Origin of the sequence: Vibrio sp. (assembly GCF_048266485.1) — a bacterium.
Lineage (GTDB): Bacteria > Pseudomonadota > Gammaproteobacteria > Enterobacterales > Vibrionaceae > Vibrio.
In genome coordinates, this window is record NZ_JBLWZK010000017.1 from 44,675 (window position 1) to 62,366 (window position 17,692).

Consider the following 17,692-nt stretch of genomic DNA (forward strand, 5'->3'; position numbering starts at 1 on the left):
TCCCTTGGTCCGACATAAAGATACGTTGCCTTTATTTAGTTATGCGGAAATTATTGTGCCACAGTATATCTGATTGAATTGTGATGAGGTGTAATGAGGATCTAGCTTTGAGATTATTATCATTGAAAATGTACTAAAAAGCCAAGTATATACCCAAGTGACTTGGCTTTCCGGTCATCATTACTCAATAATACCACGTGCACGTAACAGTGCGGTTTTAAAGTCATCTTCTTGATCTTTTGCTAGGCCAGGAATCATTTCTTCTTTACCACTATTACGCATTTTGAGATGGTAGATTAGAACATCATCAGTAAGGTCTTCTAATTTGCCTTGATAGCCCGCTTCTTGACTAAGCTTAACGATGAACTCTAGTAGGTTTAGATCAGGATCTTTTTGCCATTCAGGGTGGAGTAGTTCAATTAATTCATTAACGCGATGGCATTTCATTTTTTCACCATAGATAAAGTAAGGACTATTGCAGTACGGTAGCAAATTATAAAAAAAAGCGCAGCACCTAAATGATGCTACGCTCTTGAGATATCGAGTTTTGAGTCACATTACTTTTGCTCTGGAGCTTCTACTGGTGCTTTGGCTGTTTTCGCTACAGGAACCGTAGCAAAACCGTGGCGGCGACGAGAAGCTGAACCGCGAGAAAATGAAGCTCGAACAGGAACAGGACGCATATAGTTATTGCCTATAAAAACGCACATCCGTGGCTATTGTTACCTGATCCAATCATTATGTATTTTGATTGTTTGTCCTAAATTTGACCAGTAATCGAATAATTTTTCGACTATGTAATAGTATAGTCATAAAGAATTGCTAAAGCGATATCCTTTTTATCGCTAAGTGAATAAATTGACAGGAATTTAAAAAAACGAGGAGCAGGTATGTCGTTTTTTAAGAAAACATTAGCGAGTTTAGGTATTGGTTCGGCGCGCGTCGATACGATCTTAAAGCAAGATGTGGTCTATCCGGGGCAGACCGTGTCGGTTGATGTGCATGTTTATGGTGGGGCAACTGAGCAGTCGATCGATAATATTTATCTAAAACTGTGCTGTCGTTATCGTGCTGAGAGAATTAATCCTGAAGGGCGCAAAGTAGAAGGCAATAAAGTAGCGCAAACTTATGTGTTGGATAAGTGGTCTTTACCTGAAGCATTCGATATTAATCCACATCAAGATAAAGTGTTCTCGGTTGATTTACAGGTACCTTGGAACACCCCGATCACACTAGGGGACTCTAAGGTGTGGCTAGATACCACTTTAGATATTGCCTTAGCATCTGATCCTAAAGATACCGATATTTTAACCGTGCGCCCAGATCCATTGGAAGATGGTATTTTTTCTGCTTTAGAAGAAGCGGGACTGCGTATTCGCCAAGTTGAGTGTGAAGCAGTGAAGGGCTTTGATTTACCATTTGTGCAAGAGTTTGAGTTTGTGCCAGTCCATGGTGAATTTCATGGTCGTTGGCGTGAATTGGAAATTGTTACTTATCGGACTGAACATGAATTGAAGATCTGGTTTGAAGTGGATCGTCAAAAGAAAGGTATGGGCGGCATGCTATCAAGCTTCATTGGTAGTAATAAATTGAAGCGTGAATTGGTTTTGCAATATGATGAATCACCGCTTGAAGCGGGTAAGAAGGTGCTGGAGTTTTTAGAGCAAAGCACTTAATTGCAATTATGATTATTTTGGGCTTACACTTGTAAGCTCAATATGTCAAAATAGATACTTCATTGTGTGCTTTAGAGGGTAGGCCATGTCGTCTGCAGAATATACCGCTCGTGAAGAACTCGCCAACAGTATTAGCCATGGCCTAGGGGTAATATTGGGTGTCGTGGCTTTAGTGGTGTTGTTAATGAAGTCTTATGCCAACCATGCAGACACCATGACTTATGTCAGTATGGCAGTGTATGGTACGAGTGTGATAGTGCTGTTTTTAGCTTCCTCGTTATATCATTCAATTTCTTCCCCTAAAGCTAAGCGTTGGTTAAAAACCTTAGATCACAGCGCAATTTATTTATTAATCGCCGGAAGTTATACCCCATTTTTGTTGGTTGGTCTGCGTACTGATTTAGCGATTGGATTGATGATCGTAATTTGGTCGATCGCTCTTTTAGGCGTGATCATGAAGGTTTCATTTGTCTATCGCTTTAAGGCTTTTTCGCTGATTAGTTATTTGATTATGGGTTGGTTATCGCTGGTAGTGGTTTATCAATTGGCGACGCATTTAGATATTCGAGCCGTTATCTGGTTGGTCGCTGGCGGAGTGATTTATTCACTAGGAGTATTTTTCTACACCAACAAACGAATTCCTTATAACCATGCGATTTGGCATCTATTCGTACTTGGTGGCTGTATTTGTCACTTTATAAGTATTTATGGGTACGTGGATCCAGTAACAAGGTAGTTCAGTCGATTGAGGCTGTGTGCAATAGTTGCATGACAATAGCGATATGAGAATCCAGTAGCGATATAAGAATAAAAGTGACGAGCTGATTAGGCTTGCCATTTTTGTCCCTGTGAGATATGTAATACCAATCGCACTAGTTATATGATCATTCTTGCTTGTTAAAAGCCTCGATAACTGTGTTATACCTTTCGTTTATAAAGACGTTGATTGTAGAGCAACTACTTATCGAAAATTTATGCCTTGTTCTAATAGGTAATGAATTGTATTGGTATAAAGTTAAGTGCGCCAAAAAGCAGGGAAGAAAATCACCAAGATAGTCAGAATTTCCAAACGACCCATTAACATGCCAAAGCTGAGTAACCATTTAGCCGCATCTGGCAGAGGCGCAAAGTTACCGGTTGGCCCAATAACACTGCCCATTCCTGGGCCAACATTGGCGACCGCGGTCATGGAAGCACTGATACTAGTAATAGGGTCTAAGCCCATAGCGCCTAATGCTCCCGCGATAAAAATTATCGTCAGAATAAAAGTTAATACAAAGGCAACCACTGAGCGGACGATGTCATCGTTCACTGGGCGTTGATTATAGCGCTGGACAAATACCCCGGATGGATGAATTAATCGCATTATCTGTTTATTGAGCAGAGTGGCGGCTATTTGAAAGCGGAAAATTTTGATACCACCAGATGTGGAGCCCGAACAGGCCCCGACTAACATTAAGAAAGCAAAGATGACTGATGGCAATCCACCCCAAGCGGTAAAGTCATCTAAGCCAAATCCGGTGGTAGTTAAGACTGAAATAATATTGAAGGTTGAAATTCGAATCGCATCTAAAAATGAATAATGGTTACGGAAGGTCATCCATAACGCAACCAACAAACTAGTGGTCACCACTAAATAAAAGAAGCCGCGTACCTGAGCATCAAGGAATAGTGCTTTGGGGGTTCTTTTGCGCAGAGCGGTGACAAACAATAAGAAGGGCAAACCGCCTAAGAACATGAACAGAGAACCTATCCAATGCGCGCCATTCGAAAAGTGATTCATTGAACGATCGCTGGTGGAATAACCGCCTGTTGAAAGGGTAGTAAAAGCATGGTTAATTGCATCAAATAACCCCATACCAGTGTATAGATAGCCAAGAATACATAAAAAGGTTAGCGTGATATAAACCACCACAATGTTCTTTGCGACATTTTTGGCTCTCGGGCTACTTTTATCGGACCAATCAGAAGATTCGGTTTGGAACAGTCTCATCCCCCCAACGTTTAGCATAGGTAGAATTGCTACCGCCATGACTATAAAGCCAACGCCACCAATCCATTGTAGGGTAGAGCGCCACAGTAGAATGCTGGGTGACATATTATCTAAGCCACTTAATACCGTAGAGCCTGTGGTTGTGATGCCTGACATGGTTTCAAAGTAAGCATCAGTAAAGCTGATATGGTTTATAAAAACAAAGGGTAGAGCAGCAAAACAGCTTGAGACACTCCAGACTAAGGTGGTGATCAAGAACATATCACGCACCCCGAGACGGAAGTTTTTGGTACGCCCAAGTGACAGAAAAACAAACGCGGCAAAGTGGGTAATTAATAAAGATTGACCAAATTCAATAAAACCGTCGGTACCGGTAAAAAATGCCATCAGAGTTGGTACGTACATAAATAGTGCGATTTTTGATAACACTAATCCGAGTACGAACGATATGGGACGATAGTTAACCATGCGACTCTCTTACTCTTATAAAAAGAATGGGCTTGGTTGGAATAAGCGTTCTACATCCGGCACATATTTTTTATCGACTAGGAACATCACAACGTGGTCATCTTGTTCGATAATCGTTCTATCGTGAGCGATCAGTACTTCTTCACCACGGACAATTGCGCCAATGGTCGTGCCTGGTGGTAGTTTAATATCGCCAATTGCTTTACCGACTACTTTTGAGGTGGATTCATCACCATGAGCGATTGCTTCAATCGCTTCTGCAGCACCGCGGCGCAATGATGATACGTTAACAATATCGGCGCGACGAACGTGAGTCAGTAGTGCTGAAATCGTCGCTTGTTGTGGAGAAATTGCCACATCAATAGCACCGCCTTGTACCAAATCAACGTAAGCACTGCGTTGGATTAATACCATCACTTTTTTGGCACCGAGACGCTTGGCTAACATCGCAGACATGATGTTGGTTTCATCTTCGTTGGTTAGCGCGATAAATACGTCAACTTGGTCGATATTCTCTTCATTGAGCAGTTCTTGGTCTGCGGCATCACCACAGAATACGATGGTGTTTTCTAACTCTTCAGATAACTGTTCTGCGCGTTGGTAACTACGTTCAATCAATTTAACGCTGTAGTCTTTTTCAAGGCATTTAGCGAGGCTTGAACCGATATTACCACCACCGACGATCATGATACGGCGGTAAGTTTTTTCAAGGCGCTGTAGTTCACTCATTACTGCACGAATATGGTTACTTGCCGCGACGAAGAATACTTCATCATCGGCTTCAATAATGGTAGTACCTTGTGGGCGAATTGGGCGTCCTTGGCGGAAAATTGCAGCTACACGAGTATCAATGTGAGGCATATGTTCACGTAATGTCGATAACGCATTACCCACCAGCGGGCCGCCATAGTAGGCTTTTACTGCCACTAGGCTGACTTTTTTCTCGGCAAAGCTCACCACTTGCAGTGCGCCAGGGTAATGAATCAGGCGTTCAATATAGCTGGTAACCAATTCTTCTGGGGCAATCAGGTGATCGACAGGAATGGCACCGGATTGAAACAGGGCATCTTTTTCGGCTAAGTATTCTGGTGAACGAATGCGGGCAATTCGGCTTGGAGTGTTAAATAAGGTAAACGCCACTTGGCAAGCGGCCATATTGGTTTCATCTGAATTGGTCACTGCCACCAACATATCAGCATCTTGTGCGCCGGCTTCACGAAGGGTATCAGGGTGGCTGGCATAACCATTGACCACACGTAAATCATATTTATCTTGTAGCTCTCTGAGTCGATCAGTATTGCGGTCAATAACGGTAATATCGTTGTTTTCACCCACTAGGTTTTCCGCTAGTGTGCCGCCAACTTGTCCTGCACCAAGAATAATGATTTTCATAATATTTAGTGAACCTTGAGTTAACCTTGCAAAGTGGTGAGGGATTGTCACCACAATATTGAGTTGATGTGCTTCGGGAATGAAGTCACAGTCTCAACAATTTTTTATTTATATTATGCAGTCTTACGTAAGACCGCGTAATAGAATCCATCCATATTTTCTTCACCAGGAAGAATTTGGCGACCCGGATTGTCTCGCTCTGAACCCACTAATTCGACATTGTTAGTGCGGCTCAAGAAGGCGCTAACTTGTTGGACGTTTTCTTGTGGTGTTATGGAGCATGTTGCATATACTAAAGTACCGTTTGGCTTAAGTTGACGCCACATTGCATCGAGTATTTCGCTTTGTAGTTCGGCTAATGCTTCAATATCACTACCACGACGTAGCCATTTAATATCAGGATGGCGACGGATCACACCGGTAGCAGAACATGGTGCATCTAATAAAATGCGATCAAACTTCTCACCGTTCCACCATTCTTCTGGGTAACGGGCATCACCACAAATCACTTCCGCCTGAAGCTGTAAACGCTCTAGGTTTTCATGCACACGTTTTAAGCGGTTGTCATCGCAATCAATCGCGACGACTTCTGTGTTGGCAGTGTGTTCTAAAATATGCGCAGTTTTACCACCCGGCGCGGCGCAGCAATCTAAAATCAATTCGCCATCTTGCGGCGTTAAGTAGTCAACGGATAACTGAGCAGCAGCATCTTGCACTGATACCCAACCGAGATCGAAGCCCGGTAGTGTCATCACATCACAAGGTGACAGCAAACGTAGTGCATCTTGTGCTTGTGGGTGAATGTCCGCTTCGATGTCGTCTCGCTTTAGTAATTCTAGATACTGATCACGAGTGTGATGTTGGCGATTGACTCGCAACCACATTGGCGCTTTGCTGTTATTGGCTTCAACAATTTTTTGCCATTGTTCTGGGTAGGCTTGCTGTAATAATTTTAATAACCAGCTTGGATGCACATATTTACCTGCATTGTGGCTAATTGCATGCGTATCGAGTTGCTCTTGATTGCGTTGGTAGTTACGTAGTACCGCATTAATCAAACCACGTAAACGCGGGCCTTTTAATGCTTGAGCACCTTCTACCGTTTCACCAACAGCGGCGTGTGGTGGAATGCGCATAAAGCTTAATTGATAAATACCAATCAAAATTAAATGATGAAAAACGCGTTGTTTGCCTTTCAGCGGTTTATCCATGAGTTCGTTAACGATGGATTCTAGGCGTGGAAGATAACGCAATGCACCGTAGCACATCTCTTGTAATAGCGCGTGATCTCTTGGGCGAATACTTTGCTGTGCAGTAGGAAGCGCAGAAGAGAGCGAATAACCTTGGTCTACAACTTCAAATAATACTTTTGCAGCAGCGGCACGAACGTTCATGATGTTTTCTCTTGTCGATAACTTACAAGTCGCAAGTTAGATAAATCAGTTACATGGATAAAATAAACAAGGCACATCGCTGCGCCTTGCTTGGTTGGTTATCGTCGTTTAGCGAGCGATTAACCTAAAATATTGCCGACTTCAAACCACTGGCTGCGAGCATTCAAAATGTCTTGTACCGACAATGCTTTTTTACCTGGGATTTGTAGTTGTTCAAGTACTAGGGTGTCTTTACCTGTCGCCACATAGATGCCAGTTTTATCCGCGCGAATAATTTGCCCTACCGGATGGTCTGCTTGTTGCGGCTCGACTCGTGACTGCCATACTTTGATGTTATGTTGCTGGTCATTATTATCGGCAATACTAAAGAAGCTCATCGGCCATGGATTAAAGGCACGAACGCAGCGTTCAATATGCTCGGCGTCATCTGCCCAATTTATCTTGGCTTCTTCTTTGCTGAGCTTTTTGGCGTAATTGGCGTAGTCATCATTTTGTTTTTGCGGGAAGATTTGCCCTTGGCTGATATCTTCTACGCATTCAATCAAGGCTTTCGGGCCAAGCTGCGCCAGTTTTTCATACATAGAGGCACTGGTATCTGTGCTTTCAATTGGCATGGTGGCAATTTTCAACATGTCACCGGTATCTAGGTCAATATCCATTTGCATGATGGTGACACCAGTTTCTGCATCACCAGCCCAAATGGCACGCTGAATCGGTGCTGCGCCACGCCAACGAGGTAGAATCGAGCCGTGTACGTTAATGCAGCCTAAGCGCGGAGTATCCAGAACGTCTTGTGGTAATAACAAACCATAAGCGACAACGATCATCAGATCGGCATTCAATTCTTTGAGTTGCTGTTTCGCCTCATCAGATTTGAAGTTTTCAGGTTGGAATACAGGGATATCGTGCTCTAGTGCTAATTGCTTCACCGGACTCGCGGTGAGTTTTTTTCCACGACCAGCAGGGCGGTCTGGTTGAGTATAAGCGGCGACGATTTGATATTCAGATGCAGAAGCTTTTTGTGCAGAAAGTAACGCCGCCAAGTGACGGGCGGCGAAATCTGGCGTACCTGCGAAGACAATGCGTAAAGACTGGCTCAAGGTAACCTCATTAATGATTGGGGTAATTATTGTTTCTTCTCATTAAAGCGTTTGATTTTTTCAAGCTTATCTTTAATGCGTTTACGCTTTAATGGTGAAAGATAATCAACAAACAATTTGCCCATTAAGTGGTCAAGCTCATGTTGCACACAAATGGCTAATAAATCATCCGCTTCAAATGTGAACTCTTCACCGTCGCGATTTAATGCTTTTACTGTGACTTCCGCTGCGCGAGGTACTAATGCACGAGCGCCGGGAACCGAAAGGCAACCTTCTTCAATGCCATCTTCGCCACGTTTTTCGATGATTTCTGGATTAATCAGCACGATTGGCTGATCACGCTCATCAGAAACATCAATGACTACGATACGCTGGTGGATATCTACTTGGGTTGCCGCAAGACCGATACCTTCTTCGTCGTACATGGTTTCAATCATGTCATCAACGATCTTTTGAATTTCAGGAGTCACCTTTTCAACCGGTTTTGCTACCGTGCGAAGGCGATCATCTGGGAATGTTAATACTTGTAATACAGACATATACACTCTAAATATTGAACTGTGCCGAAAACAGCTTAAACCTAATTGCTCCAATTCTAGACATTTTACAAGGCAAATGACAGCATCCAATCACATTAAGCGACAAAATATCGACCAAGGAATCCAGGTCATGCCTAAAGTTACACAATTTATAGTGAAGTTATTCGTCTTTTTTGTGGTGAGTTTTTCAGTGATTGCCGCCACTCAATCGACTCCGCCTTTAGTCCTAAAAGAGAGCGCGCCAAACACCTATGTGGTGAAAAAGGGCGATACACTGTGGGATATATCCGCGTTATTTCTTGATAGTCCGTGGTTATGGCCGCGTTTATGGCAGGTGAACCCTGACATTGACAACCCGCATTTAATTTACCCAGGCGATAAGCTGACGTTGACTTGGCAAAATGGCCAGCCTTTGTTGAGCTTAAAGCCAATGAAAAAAATCAGACCGCAGGTGCGTAAGAGTCATAAACAAGCAATTTCTACTTTATCGGACGGGTTAATCTCACCATATTTAAAGTCGGATCAGTTATTGACTGACCAACAACTTGAAGAAGCCTTGCGAGTACTGGGCACCAGTGAAGGGCGTAAATTCTTAAGTCGCAATGAGCGCATTTATATTGACGGTAAAGTGACTCATCCTGATTGGGCAATCTATCGTTTAATCGATAAATATCAACGTAGTGGCGATGATGTGGATGCTATCGCTTATTCATTACGTTTAGTCGCCAAAGCGCAATTAAAAGAATCGAATGATAAAGCCAGTGCGTTACAGGTCGTTAGTCAACAGCAAGAGATTTTGCAAAATGATATTGTATTACCAGTGATTGGTGATGACTTAACCTTATCGACGATATTTCAACCTCGTCCAGCTCCGGTTGGTTTGGTCGCCAATATTAAAGGTTCAATAGAAGATCATCACTTTATGGCAGCTAACCAGGTGGTGGTGATCGATCGTGGTACTGATGACGGCTTAACTCAAGGTAGTAGTTTTAATTTAGCTAAGCAAGGTGCGGTGGTTTATGGCAGTAAAGGTGATTACCGCTATGAAAAAGAAATCGGTGTTAATGGCTTTAGTTCTGCAGATTTACCGCCGGTTTCAATTGGTCAAATGGTGGTGATTCGTCCTTATGCTAAATTCAGCTTAGCTTTCATCACTCAGAGCTTAGAGCCGGTTGGCGTCAATTCTCTGGCGGTGTCTCCACTAACCGAGCAACCGGTGATTGAAGGCGTTGATGCGCAAGCGAATCATACAGCGGTACCACAGGCTGATAACGCTTCTTAATGGTGCAAATTTTTATTATAGAAACGTTTGATTATGGAACCGCTTGCAAATGAATGATGCTCAACTGGCGGCTTGGTTAACGCTGAGTTTTACCCCAAAACTGGGTGGAGTGGCGCTGGCCCGCCTGATGAGCGTCGACGCTCCACAAAACTTGGTTGGCTACTCGGCACAGCAGTGGCAAAAGTTAGGGCTGAAAGCTAACCAGATTGACTATATTCAACACAAAGCCGAGCCAGAGGTCGAGCGATGCTTACACTGGCTCGCACAATCTTCACAGCATCATATTCTAACGCCATTAGATGAAAACTATCCTCATCTATTAAGTCAAATGTCCTCGCATCCTCCGGTATTGTTTATCAAAGGGGAATTAGCGGCGGTTAATTCCGCGCAATTTTCTATGGTCGGTAGCCGTCACGCAAGCTTGGATGGTTTGAAGGCATCGAAAGAATTTGCTTATCAATTGGCTCAAAATGGTCTCACCATTACCAGTGGTTTAGCGTTAGGGGTAGATGGTCATGCCCATGATGGTGCTTTATTGGCACAAGGGACGACCGTAGCAGTGTTAGGCTCTGGTGTCGATCAGATCTACCCTTCACGACATAAAGGCTTAGCAGAACGAATTTTACAGCAAGGTGGTGCTTTGGTCTCTGAGTTAAGGCCGGATGCAAAACCTCGCGCGGAAAACTTTCCTCGTCGCAATCGAATTATTAGCGGTTTATCGCAAGGTGTGTTGGTTGTAGAAGCGGCAGAGCGTAGTGGCTCGCTAATTACCGCACGTTATGCACTAGAGCAAAATCGAGACGTGTTTGCTTTGCCAGGTTCAATCTATCAGCCGGGGTTTGCCGGAACTAACCAGTTATTAAAGCAAGGGGCGATTCTAGCGTTGAGCCCACAAGATATTTTGGATGAATTAAATCCGGCGTTATCTCGGTCTTCTTATGTATATCAACCGGTACAAACTCAGCTAAACTTAACACAACAGGCGACGTCGGAAATAACAGTTAATCACTCCCAACCATTGCCATTTCCCCAACTGTTAGCTAACGTAGGAAATGATCCAACACCAGTTGATATTTTGTCTCAGCGTACCCATATCCCGGTACACGAAGTAATGATGCAAATATTAGAGCTTGAGTTAGCTGGACATGTTATTTCTGTTCCTGGAGGTTATATTCTTAATAGTGGGAATAAACCAAGATAAAGTGTTGCCGCGGAGGGTAAAGCTATGATGGACATTCTTATGTACCTGTTTGAAACCTATATTCATAGCGATGCAGACCTCATGATTGATCAAGACGAACTTGAAGATGAGTTACTGCGGGCAGGCTTTCACCAACAAGAAATTTATAAAGCATTAAACTGGCTCGAAGGGTTAGCTGCCTTACAACAAGGTGAACGCCTCGATATGGCGACTGGCTCGGCTAGTTCGACGCGTATTTTTACCCAAGAAGAAATGCTGCGCTTAGATGTGTCTTGTCGTGGTTTTTTATTATTCCTTGAACAAGTCCAAGTACTGACTACAGAAACTCGCGAAATGGTGATTGACCGTGTGATGGGCTTAGAAACCCAAGAGTTTAGTTTGGACGATCTTAAGTGGGTGATCTTGATGGTACTGTTTAATGTACCGGGCAATGAAAATGCTTACACTCAAATGGAAGAGTTACTCTACTCGACTGAACAAGGTTTAGTACATTAATTTGCGTGCTGCTAATGAATAACAAAATCGACCAACAATTATTTTCCGCCCATGAACATGCGTTAGAGCATGAGTCTTGCCCTAAGTGTGGTGAAGAACACCAAGGCAAATTGCAATTACGACATGGTAAGCACGGGCCATTTTTGGGTTGTGTGCGTTATCCTGAGTGTGATTTTATTCGACCACTTCATCAAAACGATGGCCATATTATAAAAGAACTGGGTGTACCTTGTCCTGAGTGTGGTGGTAATGAGTTACCGGGAGAGTTGGTGTTAAGGCAAGGGCGCTATGGCATGTTTATTGGTTGTAGTCGCTTTCCTGAGTGTCATCATATTGAATCTTCCACTCCGCAACCTGAACAAGCGGCAGAATTGAACCTAACTTGTCCTGAGTGTAAAACGGGTAAATTAGTTGAACGTCAATCTCGCTTTGGGAAGAGCTTTTATGCTTGTGATGCTTATCCAAAGTGTAAATTTTCAATCAATTCACTACCGCTTGAAGGTGAGTGCCAACAGTGTGGCTTTCCCTTGTTAATTGAAAAACGTTTAGCTAATGGTATTAAAATTCAGTGTGCTGATCGTAAGTGCCAGCATACTCAAAGCTAGATAGTTAAAGCTTGTGTAGTTTTTATATAACATATCTTTAACATAAGAAGACCCGCCCCCGTTCATTTGTCTGATGCGGGTCTTTTTTGTAGTCGTATTTAAAGCTTAGCGACTCGGTCTTTCAGCTCCGGAAACGCGGCTGGATCTAATACTGAGACCAATTGGGTTAGGGCTTGTTTCATTTCTTGGTGAGAGTCAGCACCAACATTAATGTGCCCCATCTTACGGCCTGGGCGCTGCTCTTTTCCATACCAGTGAATATGACATTGCGGCATCGAAAGAACAGACTCTGGCAGACTATCTTGCCCGAGAATATTGACCATTGCGGTATGACGAATTGCTTGAGTGCTTCCTAGTGGTAAATTGCACACGGCGCGTAAATGGTTTTCAAATTGACAAACTTCAGCCCCTTGTTGCGTCCAGTGACCTGAGTTATGTACTCGTGGCGCGATTTCGTTGACCAGCAATTTGCCTTGGACATCGAAAAATTCAATCGCCAATACACCTACGTAGTCGAGTTGATCAGCAATCGCCGTAAACATTTCAGCGGCTTGAGATTGTAATTCTGGATCATCAATGGCGACCGATAGGCTCAATACACCATTAACATGAACATTTTCAGCAAGAGGGTAGATCGCGACTTCACCGTTTGCACGGCGAGCACCGACTAGCGACACCTCTCTTTCAAAAGGCACAAATTCTTCCGCTACCACCGCTTGATGAGGTGTCGCTTCGATAGCCGCCGAGACTTTTTTCCAGATCTGATCGACTTGCTTCGCATCGGTTAAGCGCCATTGTCCTTTTCCATCGTAACCACCTAGTGCTGTTTTCAGCACCATCGGAATGCCGACAAATTCAATCGCTGCATCAAGATCTGCACGTTTCTCAATAATCGCATATTTGGCATTAGCCGCTTTCGCATTATCAAGTAGTTGCTTTTCGATACGGCGATCACCACCAGCTTTGATGGCTTGGGTTGTGGGTAGAAACTTACCGCTTTTTTCACAAATATCGAGCACTGAATGCGAGATGTGTTCAAACTCAGCGGTAATCACATCTGCAGAAGCAATCGCATTATTTATCCCATGACCAATGACATTTTGGGTCAGAGGATGAACAATTTGCTCACTACCGACATCAAATGCTGAGATGTTGATGTTTAATGGTGCACCGGCTAAAGACATCATTCGTGCCAATTGGCCTGCACCTAGTACTAAAACGTGTTTGTTTGCCATGAATATTAATCCTCAGCTGGATTCGGATTTGCCAGTACGGTATCAGTTTGCTCTTTACGGAAGGCTTCTACTTGAGCCATTACACTTTCATTATGAGTACCGATAATTTGCGCCGCTAGAATACCTGCATTGGCGGCACCCGCTTCACCAATCGCGAGAGTACCTACTGCAATCCCTTTAGGCATTTGGACAATTGAGTATAGTGAATCAACGCCAGATAGCGCACGAGATTGAACCGGTACACCAAGTACTGGAAGACTTGTGTAAGCCGCGGTCATTCCTGGGAGGTGAGCCGCGCCACCTGCGCCAGCAATAATCACTTTAATGCCTCGTTCTTTTGCGCTTTCTGCGTATTCAGCTAATAGGTGAGGAGTTCGGTGAGCCGATACTACTTTTGTTTCGTACGGTACATTAAAACGGTCCAGCATTTCTGCGGCAAGTTTCATGGTTGGCCAATCAGATTTTGAACCCATAATGATTCCAACAGTCATCGAACACTCCTTAACGACTCAAGCTATTAATACAATAATTGTCGCCATTATACTGTGAAATCGCGACAAGGAAAACGTTTGCGTCAGCTTGTTTCTATATTCTGATCTGAATAAATGACATTGAGATGAAAAAATTTTAGTCATCGGCGATAAGGTTTTATACACTGGCGCTATTACCGTTTGTACAGGGAAGAAAATTATAGTGAATAATTTTGAATTTGTTGTTGAGTCTTTGCAACAAGGAGAAGTCATCGCTTATCCAACCGAAGGTGTATTTGGGGTCGGTTGTGATCCTGATAATATATCTGCCATCGACAAGTTGTTAGCGTTAAAGAAGCGCCCGGTAGATAAAGGATTGATTTTGATTGCGGCTAATTATCAACAGCTATTGCCTTACATTGATGACTCTCAGTTAACTGATGAACAACTGCAAGCGGTGCAGTCTACTTGGCCTGGCCCTGTGACTTGGGTAATGCCAGCTAAAGTGGGGATTTCATCTCATCTCACTGGACAGTTTAATTCAATTGCGGTTCGTGTGACAGATCATCCTTTAGTACAACAACTCTGTTTAGCTTTTGGTAAGCCAATTACTTCAACTAGTGCTAACTTGACTGGGTTAGAGCCTTGTCGCACTACGGAAGAGGTTGAGTGTCAACTCGGTGATAAGCTGGTGGCGATTCTACAAGGGCAAGTGGGCGGAAGAACTCAGCCAACAGAAATTCGTGATGCCAAAACATCGAACGTATTAAGACAAGGTTAGCTTTTAAACAAGGCTAATATTAAATAAGAGAAGTAGGTTGATGGTTAATAGTACTCAACAAGTTGATAAACACGCGGTCAAAATCTTTTTGATGAGCTTACAAGATTCGATTTGTGCTCAATTGGAAGCGGTCGATGGCAACCAATTTATTGAAGACGCTTGGCAAAGAGAGCTGGGCGGTGGTGGCCGTAGCCGGGTGATTCGAGATGGTCAAGTGTTTGAGCAAGGCGGAGTCAATTTTTCTCATGTGTTTGGTGATAAGATGCCAGCTTCGGCAACCGCTCATCGACCGGAATTGGCGGGCCGTCAGTTTGAAGCGATGGGCGTGTCATTAGTTATCCATCCTAAAAACCCTTATATTCCGACCTCTCATGCGAATGTTCGCTTTTTCATTGCCGAGAAAGAAGGTGAAGCACCGATTTGGTGGTTTGGTGGAGGGTTTGATTTAACGCCGTTCTACCCTTTTGAGGAAGATTGCCAGCATTGGCATGATACTGCCAAAGCGATTTGTGCGCCATTTGGTGATGATGTCTACGATGAGCATAAAGCTTGGTGTGACAAATACTTCTTCTTGCCTCATCGTAATGAAACTCGTGGTGTCGGAGGATTATTCTTTGATGACTTAAATCAATGGGATTTTTCGGTCTGTTTTGATTATATGAAATCAGTGGGTGAAGGGTTTACGCAAGCCTATTTACCCATAGTGAATAAAAGACAAGACCATCAATATGGCGAACGTGAACGTCAGTTCCAGCTATATCGCCGTGGTCGTTATGTTGAATTCAACCTAGTTTATGACCGAGGTACTTTATTTGGCCTACAAAGTGGTGGGCGTACTGAGTCTATTCTCATGTCAATGCCACCGTTGGCGCGTTGGGAATATGATTATTCTCCGGAAAATGATTCAGCAGAAGCCAACTTATATCAAAACTATTTACAGCCACGAGAATGGTAGCGGTTATTTATTCTTTAAGGGCAAGGAAAGGGCCTATTCATGCAAACACTCGATCAATACGCGGTATTCGGTAATCCGATAAAACACAGTAAATCACCTTTTATTCATACTTTGTTTGCTCGTCAAACTAATCAAGCAATGGAATATGGCATTGTTGAAGCGCCTGTTGATAGTTTTAAGCAAGCCGCTCGTGAGTTTTTTGCTGCAGATGGTAAAGGTTGCAATGTTACCGCACCGTTTAAGTTAGATGCCTATCAATTTGCTGATCGCTTAACGGAAAGGGCAGAGTTAGCACAAGCGGTGAATACATTAAAGAAGCTTGATGATGGTTTGATTATTGGTGATAACACTGATGGTGAAGGTTTAGTTCAGGATTTACTGCAAAATCACGCCCAACTTAAAGGGGCGAGAATTTTACTGCTTGGTGCCGGCGGTGCGGCTCGCGGGGTATTAAAACCATTACTTGATCAGCAACCGCAACATATCGTGATAACCAATCGTACTTTAAGTAAAGCTGAAGAGTTAGCAGAAACCTTCATGCCTTATGGCTCTATCTCGGCACAGTCGATGCAAAGTATTGATTCTGGCTTTGATATTATCATTAATTCTACTTCAGCGGGGCTGACTGGTGGTCTACCAGATATCAGCACCGCGATCTTCATGTCACATAGTGTCAGTTATGATATGAGCTACGGGGCCGGTAAAACACATTTTACGGATTGGGCAAAACAGAACGGTGTATCTCATGCCTTTGATGGTTTGGGAATGTTAGTCGGACAAGCGGCTGAAAGCTTTATGTTATGGCGTGGATTACGTCCGAGTGTACGTCAGGTGCTGAGAGAGATACGCCGTAATTTAGAGAGTTAAAGAAATAGAGTGCTAAATAATGAACCAAAATATCCTTTTTTCGGATCGCTGTGAGTGGGACGATAAGCGTCAGACGGTTGTTTTCCAAGCTCAACAAGCTGGACAGCTTATAGATTGTATCGCTTCTCTAGGCTTATTATCTCAATTAGATGATACAAAGGTGAGCAAAGAAAATGCATTAATGGCTTTTGAGCGTGTTCGTTTCGATCTTGAAGATTTAGCAGAAGAAGCAATAGAGGACGAGAAATTTAGCCCAACAGGTGAAATCGTATTGGGCTAATTGTATGATGACTATTTTACTTCGGTCAGGTAGTCATTTTTATTAATCACATAATTATCGGCAGACTTAAATAAAAATGCTGCTTCTTCATCTTTAAGTGGTCTGGCTTGTTTTACTGGGCTGCCCACATATAGGTAACCACTTTCTAAACGCTTACCGGGTGGAACTAAACTACCGGCTCCGATCATGACGTCGGAATCAATAATCGCACCATCTAAAATGATAGCACCCATGCCAACCAATACTCTGTCATGAATCGTACAGCCGTGTAACATGACTTTATGACCTATAGTGACATCGTTACCAATTATAAGAGGAAAGCCGTCTGGATTATCTACGCTCTTATGGGTGACATGTAAAACAGACCCATCTTGGATATTAGTTCGTTCGCCAATGTGGATATGATTCACATCCCCACGAGCCGCCACTAATGGCCAAATACTAGAATCATTACCAATTTGTATTTCTCCTATTAAAATTGATGACTCATCTATATATACATTTTCCCCAATGAGAGGGGATATACCTTTATAGCTACGAATATGGTTCATTTTTACTCCTTATCTTGTTTAATTATGGCGAAATACCACAAGCAAACTACATAAAATGGCCCTTTTTGATTCAAAAATAACCAAACGATCAAAAAAAGCAAAAAAACATAAAAAACCCCTTGCTAATGTGAGTCAGGTCTCTATAATGCGCCCTCACTGACACGGAGCACGCAGCCTAGCTGCAGCAACGAGTCAGAGGTCAAAACCTTATCAAAAAGGTTAGCGAAAAAAGTTTAAAAAAGTGTTTGACACGAGCTTTTAAATCGCTAAAATGGCCGCCCTGTTCAACGAGACGCACTAAGCGATTTCAATAAGAACAACGCTCTTTAATAATTTAAACCTATCAATCTGTGTGGGCACTCGTTGATGATAATCAAAAAGATTTATCAATGAACTGAGTGACCAAAT

20 protein-coding genes are annotated in these 17,692 nt (G+C 43.1%); 10 read left to right on the forward strand and 10 right to left on the reverse strand.

What is annotated here, in order from left to right; genetic code table 11:
• Positions 1–180: 180 nt before the first annotated feature.
• Positions 181–447: a YihD family protein gene (locus tag ACN0T8_RS14845; protein ID WP_027695038.1), complete on the reverse strand. Its 267-nt coding sequence runs from the start codon at positions 445–447 to the stop codon at positions 181–183.
• Between the two features lie 110 nt (positions 448–557).
• Positions 558–683, reverse strand: coding sequence for a hypothetical protein (locus ACN0T8_RS14850; protein ID WP_417881401.1), 126 nt, complete (start codon positions 681–683; stop codon positions 558–560).
• Positions 684–890: 207 nt separating this feature from the next.
• On the opposite strand from ACN0T8_RS14850, the gene ACN0T8_RS14855 reads away from it, so the two are divergent.
• Positions 891–1,676 carry a sporulation protein gene (locus tag ACN0T8_RS14855; protein WP_417881402.1) on the forward strand — a complete coding sequence of 262 codons (786 nt, stop codon included), beginning with the start codon at positions 891–893 and terminating at the stop codon, positions 1,674–1,676.
• An 85-nt stretch (positions 1,677–1,761) separates the two neighbouring features.
• Positions 1,762–2,412 (forward strand): PAQR family membrane homeostasis protein TrhA, encoded by a 651-nt coding sequence (trhA, locus tag ACN0T8_RS14860; RefSeq protein WP_417881403.1) that lies wholly within the window; start codon positions 1,762–1,764, stop codon positions 2,410–2,412.
• 279 nt (positions 2,413–2,691) lie between these two features.
• Here trhA and ACN0T8_RS14865 read toward each other — a convergent pair whose 3' ends face one another.
• The 5 genes from ACN0T8_RS14865 to def all read right to left on the reverse strand — a co-directional run bounded on the left by ACN0T8_RS14865 (position 2,692) and on the right by def (position 8,562).
• Positions 2,692–4,137: a TrkH family potassium uptake protein gene (locus ACN0T8_RS14865; protein WP_417881404.1), complete on the reverse strand. Its 1,446-nt coding sequence runs from the start codon at positions 4,135–4,137 to the stop codon at positions 2,692–2,694.
• 15 nt (positions 4,138–4,152) lie between these two features.
• Positions 4,153–5,574 carry a Trk system potassium transporter TrkA gene (gene trkA, locus ACN0T8_RS14870; protein WP_417881418.1) on the reverse strand — a complete coding sequence of 474 codons (1,422 nt, stop codon included), beginning with the start codon at positions 5,572–5,574 and terminating at the stop codon, positions 4,153–4,155.
• Positions 5,575–5,642: 68 nt separating this feature from the next.
• Positions 5,643–6,923 (reverse strand): 16S rRNA (cytosine(967)-C(5))-methyltransferase RsmB, encoded by a 1,281-nt coding sequence (rsmB, locus tag ACN0T8_RS14875; protein ID WP_417881405.1) that lies wholly within the window; start codon positions 6,921–6,923, stop codon positions 5,643–5,645.
• A gap of 119 nt (positions 6,924–7,042) precedes the next feature.
• Positions 7,043–8,023, reverse strand: a complete 981-nt coding sequence (gene fmt, locus ACN0T8_RS14880) for a methionyl-tRNA formyltransferase (protein ID WP_417881406.1) — start codon at positions 8,021–8,023, stop codon at positions 7,043–7,045.
• Between the two features lie 26 nt (positions 8,024–8,049).
• Positions 8,050–8,562 (reverse strand): peptide deformylase, encoded by a 513-nt coding sequence (gene def / locus ACN0T8_RS14885; RefSeq protein ID WP_417881407.1) that lies wholly within the window; start codon positions 8,560–8,562, stop codon positions 8,050–8,052.
• A 130-nt stretch (positions 8,563–8,692) separates the two neighbouring features.
• Here def and ACN0T8_RS14890 point away from each other — a divergent pair, with 130 nt between their 5' ends.
• From ACN0T8_RS14890 to ACN0T8_RS14905, 4 genes are read left to right on the forward strand one after another with little or no spacing between them, the layout of a single operon-like run.
• Positions 8,693–9,844: a LysM peptidoglycan-binding domain-containing protein gene (locus ACN0T8_RS14890; protein WP_417881408.1), complete on the forward strand. Its 1,152-nt coding sequence runs from the start codon at positions 8,693–8,695 to the stop codon at positions 9,842–9,844.
• A 49-nt stretch (positions 9,845–9,893) separates the two neighbouring features.
• On the forward strand, positions 9,894–11,045 hold the full coding sequence (dprA, locus tag ACN0T8_RS14895; protein WP_417881409.1) for a DNA-processing protein DprA: 1,152 nt from the start codon (positions 9,894–9,896) through the stop codon (positions 11,043–11,045).
• Between the two features lie 24 nt (positions 11,046–11,069).
• The gene (locus ACN0T8_RS14900) at positions 11,070–11,540 is read left to right on the forward strand and encodes a DUF494 family protein (protein WP_027695029.1); all 471 of its coding nucleotides are present in this window, start codon (positions 11,070–11,072) and stop codon (positions 11,538–11,540) included.
• A 14-nt stretch (positions 11,541–11,554) separates the two neighbouring features.
• Positions 11,555–12,145, forward strand: a complete 591-nt coding sequence (locus tag ACN0T8_RS14905) for a type I DNA topoisomerase (protein WP_417881410.1) — start codon at positions 11,555–11,557, stop codon at positions 12,143–12,145.
• 98 nt (positions 12,146–12,243) lie between these two features.
• On the opposite strand, the gene ACN0T8_RS14910 is transcribed toward ACN0T8_RS14905, so the two are convergent.
• Positions 12,244–13,380 (reverse strand): 5-(carboxyamino)imidazole ribonucleotide synthase, encoded by a 1,137-nt coding sequence (locus tag ACN0T8_RS14910; RefSeq protein ID WP_417881411.1) that lies wholly within the window; start codon positions 13,378–13,380, stop codon positions 12,244–12,246.
• A 5-nt stretch (positions 13,381–13,385) separates the two neighbouring features.
• Positions 13,386–13,871, reverse strand: coding sequence for a 5-(carboxyamino)imidazole ribonucleotide mutase (gene purE / locus ACN0T8_RS14915; protein WP_417881412.1), 486 nt, complete (start codon positions 13,869–13,871; stop codon positions 13,386–13,388).
• A gap of 202 nt (positions 13,872–14,073) precedes the next feature.
• On the opposite strand from purE, the gene ACN0T8_RS14920 reads away from it, so the two are divergent.
• From ACN0T8_RS14920 to ACN0T8_RS14935, 4 genes are read left to right on the forward strand one after another with little or no spacing between them, the layout of a single operon-like run.
• On the forward strand, positions 14,074–14,631 hold the full coding sequence (locus tag ACN0T8_RS14920; RefSeq protein WP_417881413.1) for a Sua5/YciO/YrdC/YwlC family protein: 558 nt from the start codon (positions 14,074–14,076) through the stop codon (positions 14,629–14,631).
• A gap of 40 nt (positions 14,632–14,671) precedes the next feature.
• Positions 14,672–15,586 carry an oxygen-dependent coproporphyrinogen oxidase gene (hemF, locus tag ACN0T8_RS14925; protein WP_417881414.1) on the forward strand — a complete coding sequence of 305 codons (915 nt, stop codon included), beginning with the start codon at positions 14,672–14,674 and terminating at the stop codon, positions 15,584–15,586.
• Between the two features lie 39 nt (positions 15,587–15,625).
• The gene (gene aroE / locus ACN0T8_RS14930) at positions 15,626–16,453 is read left to right on the forward strand and encodes a shikimate dehydrogenase (RefSeq protein ID WP_417881415.1); all 828 of its coding nucleotides are present in this window, start codon (positions 15,626–15,628) and stop codon (positions 16,451–16,453) included.
• 19 nt (positions 16,454–16,472) lie between these two features.
• On the forward strand, positions 16,473–16,733 hold the full coding sequence (locus tag ACN0T8_RS14935) for a DUF1488 domain-containing protein (protein WP_417881416.1): 261 nt from the start codon (positions 16,473–16,475) through the stop codon (positions 16,731–16,733).
• Positions 16,734–16,744: 11 nt separating this feature from the next.
• Here the strand turns inward: ACN0T8_RS14935 and ACN0T8_RS14940 are convergent, their stop codons facing one another.
• Positions 16,745–17,284, reverse strand: a complete 540-nt coding sequence (locus tag ACN0T8_RS14940; protein WP_417881417.1) for a gamma carbonic anhydrase family protein — start codon at positions 17,282–17,284, stop codon at positions 16,745–16,747.
• Positions 17,285–17,692: the final 408 nt, after the last annotated feature.

Excerpts from the sequence above, each read along its gene's own strand:
- ACN0T8_RS14845 (WP_027695038.1), bottom strand. The coding sequence starts at position 447 with ATGAAATGCCATCGCGTTAATGAATTAATTGAACTACTCCACCCTGAA.
- ACN0T8_RS14850 (WP_417881401.1), bottom strand. The coding sequence starts at position 683 with ATGCGTCCTGTTCCTGTTCGAGCTTCATTTTCTCGCGGTTCAGCTTCT.
- ACN0T8_RS14855 (WP_417881402.1), top strand. The coding sequence starts at position 891 with ATGTCGTTTTTTAAGAAAACATTAGCGAGTTTAGGTATTGGTTCGGCG.
- trhA (WP_417881403.1), top strand. The coding sequence starts at position 1,762 with ATGTCGTCTGCAGAATATACCGCTCGTGAAGAACTCGCCAACAGTATT.
- ACN0T8_RS14865 (WP_417881404.1), bottom strand. The coding sequence starts at position 4,137 with ATGGTTAACTATCGTCCCATATCGTTCGTACTCGGATTAGTGTTATCA.
- rsmB (WP_417881405.1), bottom strand. The coding sequence starts at position 6,923 with ATGAACGTTCGTGCCGCTGCTGCAAAAGTATTATTTGAAGTTGTAGAC.
- def (WP_417881407.1), bottom strand. The coding sequence starts at position 8,562 with ATGTCTGTATTACAAGTATTAACATTCCCAGATGATCGCCTTCGCACG.
- ACN0T8_RS14890 (WP_417881408.1), top strand. The coding sequence starts at position 8,693 with ATGCCTAAAGTTACACAATTTATAGTGAAGTTATTCGTCTTTTTTGTG.
- dprA (WP_417881409.1), top strand. The coding sequence starts at position 9,894 with ATGAATGATGCTCAACTGGCGGCTTGGTTAACGCTGAGTTTTACCCCA.
- ACN0T8_RS14900 (WP_027695029.1), top strand. The coding sequence starts at position 11,070 with ATGATGGACATTCTTATGTACCTGTTTGAAACCTATATTCATAGCGAT.
- ACN0T8_RS14905 (WP_417881410.1), top strand. The coding sequence starts at position 11,555 with ATGAATAACAAAATCGACCAACAATTATTTTCCGCCCATGAACATGCG.
- ACN0T8_RS14910 (WP_417881411.1), bottom strand. The coding sequence starts at position 13,380 with ATGGCAAACAAACACGTTTTAGTACTAGGTGCAGGCCAATTGGCACGA.
- purE (WP_417881412.1), bottom strand. The coding sequence starts at position 13,871 with ATGACTGTTGGAATCATTATGGGTTCAAAATCTGATTGGCCAACCATG.
- hemF (WP_417881414.1), top strand. The coding sequence starts at position 14,672 with ATGGTTAATAGTACTCAACAAGTTGATAAACACGCGGTCAAAATCTTT.
- aroE (WP_417881415.1), top strand. The coding sequence starts at position 15,626 with ATGCAAACACTCGATCAATACGCGGTATTCGGTAATCCGATAAAACAC.
- ACN0T8_RS14935 (WP_417881416.1), top strand. The coding sequence starts at position 16,473 with ATGAACCAAAATATCCTTTTTTCGGATCGCTGTGAGTGGGACGATAAG.
- ACN0T8_RS14940 (WP_417881417.1), bottom strand. The coding sequence starts at position 17,284 with ATGAACCATATTCGTAGCTATAAAGGTATATCCCCTCTCATTGGGGAA.